General features: G+C 68.8%; 11 protein-coding genes. 10 read left to right on the forward strand and 1 reads right to left on the reverse strand.

All coding sequences use genetic code 11. From position 1 onward, the window contains the following. Positions 1-3 precede the first annotated feature (3 nt). The 10 genes from HUT19_RS00085 (at position 4) to HUT19_RS00130 (ending at position 11752) form a co-directional block, all read left to right on the forward strand. Positions 4-1566, forward strand: coding sequence for a ParB N-terminal domain-containing protein (locus HUT19_RS00085; RefSeq protein WP_176178482.1), 1563 nt, complete (start codon positions 4-6; stop codon positions 1564-1566). A 121-nt stretch (positions 1567-1687) separates the two neighbouring features. Then, the gene (locus tag HUT19_RS00090) at positions 1688-2545 is read left to right on the forward strand and encodes a DNA-processing protein DprA (RefSeq protein ID WP_176178483.1); all 858 of its coding nucleotides are present in this window, start codon (positions 1688-1690) and stop codon (positions 2543-2545) included. 273 nt (positions 2546-2818) lie between these two features. Next, complete coding sequence (locus tag HUT19_RS00095) at positions 2819-3832, forward strand: hypothetical protein (RefSeq protein WP_176178484.1); 1014 nt, start codon at positions 2819-2821, stop codon at positions 3830-3832. 138 nt (positions 3833-3970) lie between these two features. Beyond that, on the forward strand, positions 3971-4471 hold the full coding sequence (locus HUT19_RS00100; RefSeq protein WP_176178485.1) for a hypothetical protein: 501 nt from the start codon (positions 3971-3973) through the stop codon (positions 4469-4471). Positions 4472-4605: 134 nt separating this feature from the next. After that, positions 4606-5676: a phosphoadenosine phosphosulfate reductase gene (locus HUT19_RS00105; RefSeq protein WP_176178486.1), complete on the forward strand. Its 1071-nt coding sequence runs from the start codon at positions 4606-4608 to the stop codon at positions 5674-5676. A gap of 136 nt (positions 5677-5812) precedes the next feature. Next, complete coding sequence (locus tag HUT19_RS00110) at positions 5813-7093, forward strand: DNA cytosine methyltransferase (protein WP_254885324.1); 1281 nt, start codon at positions 5813-5815, stop codon at positions 7091-7093. A gap of 86 nt (positions 7094-7179) precedes the next feature. Continuing rightward, entirely contained in the window at positions 7180-7809 is a 630-nt protein-coding gene (locus HUT19_RS00115; RefSeq protein ID WP_176178487.1) for a hypothetical protein, read from the forward strand. 275 nt (positions 7810-8084) lie between these two features. Further along, a complete protein-coding gene (locus tag HUT19_RS00120; protein WP_254885325.1) occupies positions 8085-8900 on the forward strand; it encodes a hypothetical protein in 816 nt (271 codons plus the stop codon). A gap of 215 nt (positions 8901-9115) precedes the next feature. Beyond that, positions 9116-10327 carry a hypothetical protein gene (locus tag HUT19_RS00125; RefSeq protein ID WP_176178489.1) on the forward strand — a complete coding sequence of 404 codons (1212 nt, stop codon included), beginning with the start codon at positions 9116-9118 and terminating at the stop codon, positions 10325-10327. A gap of 597 nt (positions 10328-10924) precedes the next feature. Beyond that, positions 10925-11752, forward strand: coding sequence for a hypothetical protein (locus HUT19_RS00130; RefSeq protein ID WP_176178490.1), 828 nt, complete (start codon positions 10925-10927; stop codon positions 11750-11752). A 119-nt stretch (positions 11753-11871) separates the two neighbouring features. Here HUT19_RS00130 and HUT19_RS00135 read toward each other — a convergent pair whose 3' ends face one another. Continuing rightward, complete coding sequence (locus HUT19_RS00135; RefSeq protein ID WP_176178491.1) at positions 11872-12348, reverse strand: hypothetical protein; 477 nt, start codon at positions 12346-12348, stop codon at positions 11872-11874. Positions 12349-12394: the final 46 nt, after the last annotated feature.

Below are 12394 nucleotides of genomic sequence, written 5' to 3' on the forward strand. Positions count from 1 at the left end.
ATCGTGAGCACCACGACAGCCCCCACAGTCACCAGGACCACCCTCCCCATCGACCAGCTGGTGCCCAACGGCGCCCGGGAAGACATCCGGCTCGATGACTGGCTGATCGACTCCATCCAGGCCAACGGCATCAGGGTTCCGCTCACCGTCGTGCCCCTGGGCGGCAAGGACGACCTGTACAAGGTCCTCCAGGGAGACCGTCGGCTCGGCACGGCCAAGCAGCTCAATCACACCGAAGTCCCCGTCTACATCGTGGACCCCGCCCTGCGCGAGGCGGGCGAGGACTACATCGACGCGCTCATCGAGAACGCCGACGAGGGCCGTCTCGCACTCACACCGCTGGAGCAGGCCACCGCGCTGTTCAACGCGGAAGAGGCAGGCATGCCGCGCGCCGTCCTCGCCAAGCGCACCAACCGCTCCGAGCAGGAAGTTGGCCATGCCGTCACGGCAGCGGGGAAGATCGGCAAGCGGACACGATCGGCCCTGGTCCAGGCCGACGACTACGAGTTCACCATGGACGTGCTGGCCGCCCTCGCCGAGTTCGACGATGACCCGGAAGCCGTCGACCGGCTGATCACCGCCCACACCATCGGCTATTTCGCCCACCAGGTCACCCGGGAGCGCGCCGACCGCGAGACGGCCCGCGCACGCGAGGCCAAGCGAGGCGAACTCGCCGCCACAGGAGTGACGCTGATCGAGGAAGACGGCGAGTGGCCGACCGGCGCCGAGTACCTGGCCGACCTCCGCGACGCTGACGGCAACGACCTCGACCCGCAGGCGCACGCCGAGTGCCCTGGGCACGCCGCCATCTGGGATGAGGACCTGGACGATCCGGCAGCGGTCGCCTACCTGTGCGCCGACCCCGCCGCCCACGGGCACACCCCCCGCTGGGCGGTGGACACCGATGCAGAGGAGACGGCACAGAGCGAGGACGGAGCCACCGACGGCGACCGTCCGGCCCCGCCGACCGGGCCCGCCGGGCCCGCGAAGGACGAGATGCCGCACAAGCTCAAGGTCGAGGGCAACGCGGCGTACCGGGCCGCGCTCAAGACCCGGCGCGAGTGGCTGCGCACCGAGTTCCTCTCCCGCAAGACCGCCCCGAAGGTTCTTGCCCGCTTCGTCACCTCCCAGCTGCTCAGCTGCCCCAAGCCCGTCGCGTCCTGGACCGGCGATGTCGCCCGCGTGGCGCTGCTGGCTGAGCTGCTGGGCGAGGAGAAGACCGGGGACGCGGAGGGACGTTGTGAGTGGGCACCGGCCAACGCCACGCCCGGACGCCTGATGCTGATGAACTTCGCCGTTCTGGCCGCCTGCTACGAGAAGCGGATGGACCAGGTGCAGACCTGGCGGCATGACCGGCCCTCGTGGGACACCGACGAGATCCGGGCGGACGCCCGTGTCTACCTGGAGTTCCTGGGCGAGGTGGGGTACCCCCTCGCGCCGATCGAGCAGGCGATCATCAGCGGCGAGCCCTACGCCCCGCAGGAATCCACGGCCCTCGACCAGGACCAGGAGGACGACCCGGACGGCGAGCCCAGCGCCGACCAGGGCGACGCCGACGACGACTGACCCATCACCCCGGCCCCTCCCCCGTTCGGGAGGGGCCGAACCCCGGGCCCGCGGCGCGGCTCGCCGCCGCGCCGCGGGCCCGGCCCACGTCCTTCCACCGCCCATCAGCGAGGTCCTTCCCATGCATGCTCTTCCCGCACCGGTCGGTGAGCGCGCCGCCCGCGCCGCGCTGGCCGCCTTCCACTCCCCTGAATCCATCGCCGCCGAACTGGCCGAACACGGCCCCGAAGCCCTGTGGCACATCCGGGTCCGCCACGACCACACCGGCGCGCTGTCCAGCTACCGCCCCGGCCCCCAGCTCGATGCCGCCCAGCGCACCGCGCAGTTCGTCATCCCCGGGGACGCCTGCTGGCCGGCCGCCCTCGACACCTTGGGCACCTCCACACCGCTGGGACTGTGGGTACGCGGCACCGGCGATCTGGCCACCCTCTCCAGCCGCGCCATCACCGTCACCGGCAACCGGTACGCCACCAGCCGGGGAAAGCAGCGGGCCGCCCTGATGGCAGGCACCCTGGCCCTCGCCGGACACACGGTCACCGCATCCCTGGCCCACGGCATCGACGCCGCCGCGCACTCCGGTGCACACCTGCTGTCCGCGCCCACCCTCGCCGTCGTGCCGTGCGGACTCGACCTGTGCCACCCTCATGATCAGCGCGACTTGCTGCGCGCCACCGCCGAGCGAGGCGGCGCCGTGGTGAGCGTGTACCGGCCGGGCACAACCGCCAGCGAGGTCACGCTGCGCACCACCGCCGCGCTGGCCGCCGCACTGTCGGCCGCCGTGGTCGTGGTCGAATCCATCGCCCATGACCCGGCCATGGACAGCGCGGCCGCTGCCCGCCAGCTCGGGCGCCCGCTGTTCGCCATCCCCCCGGATAACGACCTGTTGGACATGTATGCCACGGGCACGGCCCAGCTGCTCAAGAGCGGTGACGCCCGCCCTGTGCTCACCGCGGAGCAGGCTCTGGCCGCGCTCGCCTGAACCCCCGACGCGGGGTGCCGGGGAGGCAGTGACCGTGGTCGGCGCCGACGCCACCAAGCGGCACCTCAGCGCCGACCACGGGTCCGCCCAATGCCTCGGTTGCGATCAGGGCAGGGTGCCGCTGCGTGCTCCAGCGCCAACAAATCGCAGCCCCTATTTCCGGCGTGCTTATGGGAGTTGACCCGAGCACCTATGCGCGTATAATTACCTGTGTCGTCACACGGCAATGGGGCGACACCATCCAACCCGCACTACGCAACCGAGGAACAGAATATGGCGCGTTCATTTTCAAGGGTGAGTCGCTTTTCAGAGGGAGCCGCGTACAAGCTGCGCAAGCTGCACAGCTTCCGGGAAAAGGGAATTGAGGGTCATTCGTTCGGAGTCTGCGCCTTCCCCCAGGGGCAGGGTCAACTGACCGACGAGGAGTACGCCCAGTACCTCGCGGCAGCCGATGGAAAGCACGACACCTACATGCGCCACGGCGCCCCCTTCGCCCCGGGCGATCTCGTGTACGAGGTCATCGTGAACGGAACGGTCGTCGCCTGGCTCCCCTACGACGGCGTGCTGCGCTCCCCCGATCGCGAATTCCCGGACCCGCTCATGAACGAGGCCCGCGACTTCGCCCGACGCCACCTGGGCGTTGACCAGGAGACACAGCAGAGCCTGGCCGACGAGCGCGGCGACATCGAGCGCATGTCGGCAAGCGGCTTCGTCAGCGTGATCTTCGAACACCTGGAGCGGGCAGAGCGAGGAAGCAAGTTCAACGACTTCCCGACGGATATCCCGGTGCGCGTGTACGACGCGCGGCGCCACCAGGAAGCCAAGGAGAAGGCCGCTGCCACCGGTCGGCCCATCCAATCGTGGCCCAACCCCACCGTGGAGTACCGCGAACAGCAGCGGCGCGAATGGGCACTGGAAGCCGCGCATTACCTGGCTGCCTTCCGGGACCGGTTCCCTGCCGAGTACGTGATGTGGACGACCCTCCGTCATCACGATGCCCACCGCAAGGGGAAGAAGCTCAAGCTGCCGGAGCTCAAGCCCTACGACCGGATCGGGATCAGGGATTACCGGGGTATGACCCCCGTGATCGTCCTGAAAACCGAGATGTGGCATTCGAAATTGTTCGCGAGCCTTCGTTCCGAAGACGAAGAGCGAGACCATCAGCGGATCACTCCGCAGAGCTTCATCCCCGAGGCTGAACTCCTCCCCGAAACTCGCGAACTGTTCAAGCCGGTTTGGGAGCGACTGGCCCGAGCCGAACCGAGCAGCGAAGAAGTCGCCGAATAGGCAGCGACCCGCAGCACTCTCAGTCGACGCGGGCCCGGACAGCAACGCCGGGCCCGCCCGGCCCTCGCCCCGACCAGGCGCGGCAACGCCCGGCCGGTCCACCCAGCCCACCAGCCGAACGAAGCATGGAGAAGTCCTGTGAACCCCACCGAACCTCAGCCCTCAGCTGTCTCCCATCCGGTGAGCCGCGCGGCTTACCTGGCCGACCACCTGGAGCCGACACAGAGCGCTCTCGCCGAAGCGGCGCAGGCCGTCGCCACGACCACCGCCGCCGGATGGCACCCGCTGACCGGCTACCCCGGCCGGGATGAGCCCTGGCAGATGCGGTGCCTGCTGTGCGGCTGGGAGGGACCGCGGACCTACAGCCAGGTGCTCTGCTCACTCCCGAACTTCCGGCATCCGGGCTGCATCCCCCAGAGCCAGTGGACGGACAAGCTCGCCCAGCTGGTGAGCGCGGGATGCCGCTGCGTCATCGCCCATCCCACGACTCCCAGCGAGGCGGCCGACGTCGTGGAGGGCATTCGCTACGCCCGCCAGGTAGGTGACGGCACGGGGCTTCTTCTCGGCCTCGCCCGGTTGCTCGGTCCGTGCCCGGCCTCGGCCAACCGCGCCCACGCGCTCGCCCAGAGCAGCCGCTGAGCGCCCCGTGCGGCTGCCTGGCCAGGAAACACAAGTTCCCGACCAGGCAGCTGCTCCCCACCGACCGCCACGTGGCAACGTCCGGTCGCCCCCCTGCACGCCCCCAGCTCAACAGATCTCGAGGACATCGGCCCATGAACACACTGTTCGATCTGCCGCCGCCCAGGAGCACCGTCACCCGCGCCTGGACCCCGGCCCTGCGCGACTATGACCTGATTGCCTTCAGCGATTCCAGCGGCAAGGACTCCCATGCTGCTCTCGCGGTCACCACCGAGGGGGCCCGGGCCGACGGAGTGCTTGACCGGGTGTTCACCTTCCACGCCAGCCTGGGGCCCCTCGAATGGCCCTCGGTGACATTCCAGGGACGGCGGTACCCCAGCTCCGGCGAACTCGCCGCACTGCACAGCACCGCGTACGGGATCCCGGCCGAACGGCACATCGAGGTGCAGCGCACCGTGAAGGACGCGGCCGGGGAACTCGTGCCGTACAGCCTGCTCACGTTCATCGCTGAGCGCGGCATGTGGCCGGTCCAGGGCGACGCGCAGTTCTGCACGGGCGACTGGAAGACCAAACGGATCTTCGCCGCGTGGACACCGCTGGTGCGCCAGATGCGGCCGGGCCTCGGCCGCCCGGTGCGCATCCTGAACGTCCTCGGGCTGCGCGCCGAGGAGAGTCCCCAGCGGTCCAAGAGGCCGCCCTACCGCAACATCCTGCGCAACGGCAACCGGCACGTGGACGAGTGGCTGCCGATCCGGGACTGGTCCATCCAGGACGTCCGCCGCCTCTGCGACGCCTCCGGCATCCCCCACCACTGGACGTACGACTCGGTGCCCGGAGCGGGAGACTGGGGCGGTTCCTCTCGGTGCAGTTGCTCCTTGTGCATCATGGGCAGCCTCAACGACCTCATCCTGGCCGCACGCAGGCGCCCGCGGCTCACTGCGCTGTATGCCGAGGTCGAGCGGGTCCGCGGGCACCACTTCCGCCGGGATCTGTCCATCGCCGCGCTGGTCGAACTGGCGAAGCGGCCGGGTGGGCCGGCACCCGGGGTCGTCCTCCCCGACGACGGGCCGGAGTTCGACGCCCTGGAAGACACCGTCCGTGCTGCCCTCACCGAGCCGCCCCGCCGGAAGCTCAAGACCATGCCGAACGCCCCCCGACAACTCGACCTGCTGGACTTCGGCACCTGCTCCGGATGCGGACTGTGAACGAGGACAGCCCACCCTCCCACCGCTCTCAAGACACGGACGGATTGCGCACCACAACCCAAGAGCGTATAATTATCTATGCAGGCTGGACGGCAATCCGGCACGCACCCTCCAACCCACCATCACAGGAGTCCCCGTGGCGTTCTTCGTGCCGTGCCTCAGCAGGAGCGATCTGGACTTCACCGATCTGTTCTGCGGAGCCGGTGGCAGCTCCACGGGTTTGGTCGACGCCGGATACATCCTGCGGCTGGCCGCCAACCACGACCCGGTTGCCATCCGCACGCACATGGCCAACCACCCGATGGCCGAGCACATCTGTGAAAACCTCAACACCTACGAAAAGCGCCGCCTCCCGCGCACGCGAGTGCTGTGGGGCTCGCCGATCTGCACGGAGATCGCCCCGTGCGGCGGCCGCAAGCGCACCCGAGGGCAGACCGCCCTCGACATCGACGGTGTAGCCAGGGCCGAGACCTACGAGCGCACCCGGGCCACCGCTCTGGACATCATCGCCGCGGCCGACGTGCACCGCTACGACGCGGTGCTGTGCGAGAACGTCCTGGAGTTCGCGACCGACTGGGAGCTGTTCGACTGGTGGCTGAACGGCATGGCGATCCTGGGCTACAACCACCAGATCGTTTGCGCCTCCTCCGCTCACCTCGGCGGTGTGGACAACCCGCTCGCGCCGCAGCTCCGCGACCGCCTCTACGTCTGCTTCACCCGAGAGGGCATCCCGCTTCCCGACCTCGAGGTCCGCCCGGAGGCCATCTGCCCCGAGTGCGGGCCCGTCCAGGCCCGGCAGGTCTGGCGCAACCCGCGCCGCCGGAAGATCGGCAAGTGGGGCGTTCAGTACGACTACAGGTGCCCCAACCGAGCGTGTGGCCACCTGATCCTGGAGCCGACGACCCGGCCGGTGGCCGAGGTCATCGACTGGAGCCGCCCCGGCCGCCGAGTCGGCGATGGCCGTCCCGACCGCAAGAAGTTCACCCCCTACGCCCCGTCCACCCAAGCCCGCATCGCCCTCGGCCTCCGGATGTTCGGTACGGACCCGCACGTGGCCATGCTCCGGCGCAACGGCACCGCGGTTCCCGTCACCGGCCCCGTGCCGACGCTGAATGCCCAGGGGCGTCACCACGCGTTGGTCATCCCCAACGGCCGCAAAGGGCTCCCGCGTACGACCAGCGAACCGCTCACGACGATCGCCACCAAGCAGCACCACTCCCTGGTGCGTCCCGCCCCGGCCGTCGAAGACTGCACGATCCGCATGTTCATCCCGAGCGAGCTGATGGCCGTGCAGCGATTCCCCAGCGACTACACCGTGCACGGGAATCAGACCGAGCAGATCCTCCAGGCAGGCAACGCCGTCAGTGTCAACGCCGCGCACTGGCTCGGCGAACGCCTTCTTCCCTGCCTCGCCTGACATGCCTCCCCCGCCGGTCTCGGGGCGGCAACCCCGAGACCGGCCGCCATCCAACCCAGCCCCGCCAGCCCCGAAGGAGTTCCACCGTGACACTCGACCCCAGGCGCCCGGACCTGTTCGTCATTCAGGCCACGATCCCCCACCCCAACAGGGAGGGATCCCAACTGCTGTCCCTCTCCACGCCAGCCGCGCCCTTCGGCCGGACCCCCTGGCAGCTGGCTCTGGTCGCCGGGTACATCGGATCCCTGCGCAAGCGAGGCGATGAGCCCACCATCGAGTCGTTCCAGGACTACTTCGTCAGCCGGGCCGCATCTCCGGTGCCCGCCCCGGCAGAGCCGTACCTCTACACCCCCTGGCACGACACGCAGGTGACATGCCTGTTCGACCTGGCTTTCCACCGCCACAGCTTCATGCAGTGGCCCAGCATTTCTCTGGCCGTCCTCGAACAGGAAGCACACTGCGGCCGAGGCAGCTGGAGCCGCCTACAGCGACGGCGCGGCGCTCTCAGCGTCATCGCGTTCGCCGTCGAGGAGATGGCTGCCGAGCGGGACCACTTGGCCGACCAGGCCCGCAGTGGCAGGGGCGACTGCGGCGCTTCCCTCCGCGAACTCGCCGGAGAGGTCACCGACTGGATGCAGCAGCTCCACAAGGCCGCTCGGGCTGACCGCACCCTCGGCCAGGCCGCCACCGTCCGTGACGCGATTCGCTCCCGCTGACCACGTCGCGTCCCACTGCGCCAGCCCCCGCCCCGACGCCGTCGCAGGGGCTGGCGCGCCCACTCCACGGCTTTCGACACGCCCGAGAGGGAATGACAACCATGACCACATGCACCAGCCTTCAGCGTCTGTCCCGACAGCCCTTGCCGCCGAATGGCGAGTACCCCGAGACATGCGCTTGTGGACCCGCTGTCCGTTTCCGGTGTGGCCACTGCTGGCACGACCAGTGCCTTGACTGCGGGTTCTGTGCCGTTGACGGATGCGTCTGCCACTGCATGCTCGGATTCACCCCCGGAGAGGATCCGCCCCACGGGCCGACGATCTGGCTCGGCGCGCACCATGCACGCGCTCTTGCCAGGTGGTGCGTCCCGCTCTGTGTCTCCCGCCGTAACCTCGCCAACCTCCGCGACCTTCCGCGGGCCGCCGCGCCCTGGGTGTGCGACTCCGGCGCCTTCACCGAGCTGTCCCTGCACGGCCGCTGGACCATCACCCCCTACGCCTACGCCCGCGAGCTCCGCCGGTACCGGGACGAGATCGGCTGGTTGAGCTGGGCTGGGCCCCAGGACTGGATGTGCGAGCCGCAGATCATCGCCAAGACCGGACTGAGCGTGGCTGAGCACCTGGCGCGAACGGTCGGCAACTACCTCGACCTGATGGCCATCGACGACACTCTGAAGATCATCCCGTCGGTACAGGGCGATACGGTCGCCGACTACGTACGCTGCCTCAGCCTGTACGACCGTGCGGGGGTCGACCTGAGCGCCCTCCCGCTGGTCGGCGTCGGCTCCATCTGCCGCCGCACATCCCCCCGCGAAGCGGCCGCCATCCTCGGCACGCTGGCCGAGACCGGTCTGCCCCTCCACGGCTTCGGCCTCGCACTCGACGCACTGGACAAATGTGCTGAGTTCCTCGTCTCTGCGGACTCTCTGGCCTGGTCCCGCGAAGCCCGCTGGAACCCGCCACTGCCCGGGCACACCCACGCCTCGTGCTCGAACTGCGTCTACTGGGCCATGCAGTGGCGCGAGCGAGTGCTGAAGGTCCTGCACAAGCCCCGTCAGATGGTGCTCCGCACGACGCGGACCCCTTCCTGACCTTCCGGGCCCCACGACCTCACGCCTGTCCCAGGGCGGCAACCCCGGGACGGCGTCCAACCCACCGAAGGGATCCCCGCCATGTCCACGTTCGTCCAGCAGCAGATCGATCTCAGCAAGGACCAGAAGGGCGGGCGCGCGTGATCTCCGTCGTTCAGCAGGATCTGTTCGGCGAGCCGCCGCGCCTGTTGGGGGCGTCCCGCACGGTGCCCGCCATGTTCGCCGGGCCTTCCGCTGAAGCGCCGGTCGTGGTCAGTTGGGGCCTTGGGGTTGACTCCACGGCGTTCCTGACACTGATCCTGGGCAATTCGCAGACCCAGCCGATGTACCGGGCCCTGGGCTACAGCCCCGACAACCTGATCGTGGTGTACGCGGCGACCGGTGACGAATGGGACGACACCCTGAGGGCCGGGGAGCGGTACGTCTTGCCGCTGCTGCGCAAGCACGGCGTGCGCCTGGTCCAAGTCGCGCGGGGCGGTCCCTTTGAGTCCGACGGGATCGTTGTCCTCGACGACAGCCGCTCGCCGACCCGGCTGCACAAGGCCGGGCCCTGGCGGCTGAGCGACGAGCTGCGGACCACCGGCACCGTGCCCATGGTGGCGCAAGGCCGGAGAACCTGCTCGGTCAAGTTCAAGGGATCCGTGATCGACCGGTTCATCGCCGCAGAACTCCACGGCCGCCCGTACCGGCATGTCCTGGGCTTCAATGCCGAGGAGGGAACGCGCGTACTGCGGGATCAGACGTACACCTCGCTCACCCGCTCCCCGGAGTACCCGTTGATCGAGTGGGGGTACGGTCGCGCGGAGTGCCTCGAGCTGTTGCGGGAGCAGTTCGGCATCACCTGGCGCAAGTCGCATTGTGCGCAATGCCCCTTTCCGGGCAATATTGGTAGCTTGCCTCAGCACCTTGAGCGGCTGCGGTCGTTTCCTGAGCGGGCGGCGGACGTGCTCATGCTGGAGCATTCGGCACTTGCCCTGAACCCGAACAGCCGCCTATTCGGGACCACGACCCTGCACAGTCACGTCGTGGCCGACCGCAACACCGATGCGCTGACCGCCTTCCGGCGCGCCCAGCTCGCCGGCACCTGGTCGGTGTACCGGGTTCAGCGGATCATCTGGGCCCGCGGGGACGAGGGAGCCAAGGGTCCGGCCTGGCGGAGCGTTCAGACTCTGAGTGTGGCCAGCACACGGTCTGGGGCGGTGCAGCAGCTGCGGCGCTTGGCCTCCTCCAAGGGCGGGAGCGTGGAGGTCGACGAATACCGCATCCCTCGTTCCTGGGCGCTGCGGCGCGGGGAGCGGTATCCGGTGCGCGAGTGGTTTGACGTCGTCGCCCCGACGCTGGCCAGGGACAAGGTCCGGCCGGGCTTCCTCGGGGCGTGGCGCACGCTTGGACTGAGGACGAAACAGCTGGAGTTGACCAGCCCGTGAGAGCCGTCGGCCGTCGTGCGGCTGGTCCAGTGCGCGCCGGTCTGCGAGGCGTGTACGGCGGGAACCACCGGGTGCCAGCCGCTCTGCGGGAGTGGCTCACCCGGACTGAGGCCGGTCGGTTCGCAAGCACCCGATGGACTTCCTCGCCGAGGTCCGCAGACGCTGACCCCGGACACGCCTCCGAGCTCTGTCAGCAAGACCCGGCGAGTAACGGGCGGCGGCCCGTCACTCACCGGGTAGCGCTCGCACACGCCCGCGTTCGGCGGGTAGGGGACGCCGAGGGCCTGGTTTCTGGTAGTGAGCGTGAGCACCCGGGAGTGCTGGGGTTGGAGGCTCCGCCTCAGCGGAGCCTGTCGGCGTGGTCACGCTGCTGCCGCGCGTACGAAGGAGAGCCCGTTGCGGCGAGCTATGGACTCGCTTGACTCCCCCAGAGCATGAGTGCATAATTACGACTGTCGGTTAGGTCCGGCGTGTGCACCACATGGCGATGGCCGGCGGAATACACCTCGAAAGGTGTCGGTCCAGAGCGGCAACCCCGACCGAACGTCCCACCGGCCATCAATATCCAACCCACCTTCCGCCCCGAGGAGCAGGAAAGTGAACGATCCCGAGTATAAGAGCAACCCCAGCGCACAGGGAGCCCACCATACAGATCCCTCGGAGGTCCCTTTCGCGACCGAGCTGCCGGAGGGCGAAATCGAGGTCATCGATGGCCGCGCCATGGTCAATGGCCGCGCCGTGGTCAACCGGGACTGGATGGTCAAACGCACCGGGGCCGCGCGCGTCACGGTGAACCTGTGGTACCGCAAGCGCCACGAGGCTCCCGAGTACATGACGGATGACGAGGGTAACGAGGTCAAGGTCCCGCGCCACCCGGAGAAGAAGATGAAGATCAGGCGCGTCGACTTCTACGACGAGCGGGAGTTCGAAGCGTTCTACGCGGCCTTGCAGCTGCGCAAGAAGCAGAAGGTGCTTCCGACGTCGCCGGACCTCTATGAAGGGGACGTCGAGGACCGGATCTCGATCAACCAGGCCGCGGAGTTCTTCCACTTCGCCGGCCCGAACGTCATCCGCAAGTACCTCAAGGACAACCCCGGCTACTTCCCGGACTCGGTCGGGACCGTGGAAGGGCCCAGCGGTCGACAGATCCCCGCCTTCCGCCGTGGCGACCTTCAGGACTTCGACCGCAAGCGCCAGGGCGACAACACCGGCACAGCCGGACGGCCCGAAGGCCACCCCCAGTCTCGAGAGCGCAAGCCGGAAACGGAGGAGCGCATCGCCACCGCACTGGCCTTCATCCGCGAGCAGGGCGGCCACCGCCGCGGCATGGGCGCCCAACTCGCCGCACGGCACAACGAGCCGACGTGGAAGTGGGAGCGGGCGGTCAAGGAAGCTCGCATGAAGCTCATCCGCGAGGGCGAATAGGCACTGCCCCTCCCGGCAGGCACGGCGGGTGACCCAGCCCAGCCGGGCACGGACATGAGGCGCGCGGGCCCCGGTCGACATGACCGGAGCCCGCGCGCCTCATGCTGAGACAGTGCGGGTTACGAGCAGTGCTTCCTCTCGTAGAGGCCGTAGGCTCCGTCAGCGCCGCCGTACATGTAGCTGAAGCCGCCCTCGATGTCGACGCACTTGCCCCGGGCCTTCGCGTAGACCGGCCCGGCGAACTTCTTGTGGTGCTGGCTGGGCCGGTAGCCGTCCTGGTCCCAGCGGCCCGTACCGCTCCTCTGGATCCTGACCATGACGTCCGTCGGGCGGAAGACGCCGTTCTTCGGCCGGGCGATAGCGCAGTTCTTGCCGCTGGAGGGGGACCAGTACACGTCGATGTATCCGACCTTCTTGCCGTAGGGGTCGACTTGCCCCGTGCTCTTGAGCGGCCACGACTTCTTGAAGTGGTAGGACGCCCCGCAACGGTTGACCCGGTTGGTGGCACTCGCGCTGGGCGCGGTGGCGACGACGACCGTGCTGCCGAGCACGGCTACAGCCGAGGCCGCCACGATGGACTTACGGATCATGCTCATGAATCGTTCCTTTTCATCGACTTCGTCTGCTGCTGTTGGGTTTCTT

Origin of the sequence: Streptomyces sp. NA02950, assembly GCF_013364155.1 — a bacterium.
In the GTDB taxonomy this organism is placed as follows: Bacteria; Actinomycetota; Actinomycetes; order Streptomycetales; family Streptomycetaceae; genus Streptomyces.

Bases quoted from the DNA above. Each gene is read 5' to 3' on its own strand.
- HUT19_RS00125 (WP_176178489.1), top strand. From the start codon at position 9,116: ATGTTCGCCGGGCCTTCCGCTGAAGCGCCGGTCGTGGTCAGTTGGGGC.
- HUT19_RS00095 (WP_176178484.1), top strand. From the start codon at position 2,819: ATGGCGCGTTCATTTTCAAGGGTGAGTCGCTTTTCAGAGGGAGCCGCG.
- HUT19_RS00120 (WP_254885325.1), top strand. From the start codon at position 8,085: ATGCTCGGATTCACCCCCGGAGAGGATCCGCCCCACGGGCCGACGATC.
- HUT19_RS00090 (WP_176178483.1), top strand. From the start codon at position 1,688: ATGCATGCTCTTCCCGCACCGGTCGGTGAGCGCGCCGCCCGCGCCGCG.
- HUT19_RS00135 (WP_176178491.1), bottom strand. From the start codon at position 12,348: ATGAGCATGATCCGTAAGTCCATCGTGGCGGCCTCGGCTGTAGCCGTG.
- HUT19_RS00105 (WP_176178486.1), top strand. From the start codon at position 4,606: ATGAACACACTGTTCGATCTGCCGCCGCCCAGGAGCACCGTCACCCGC.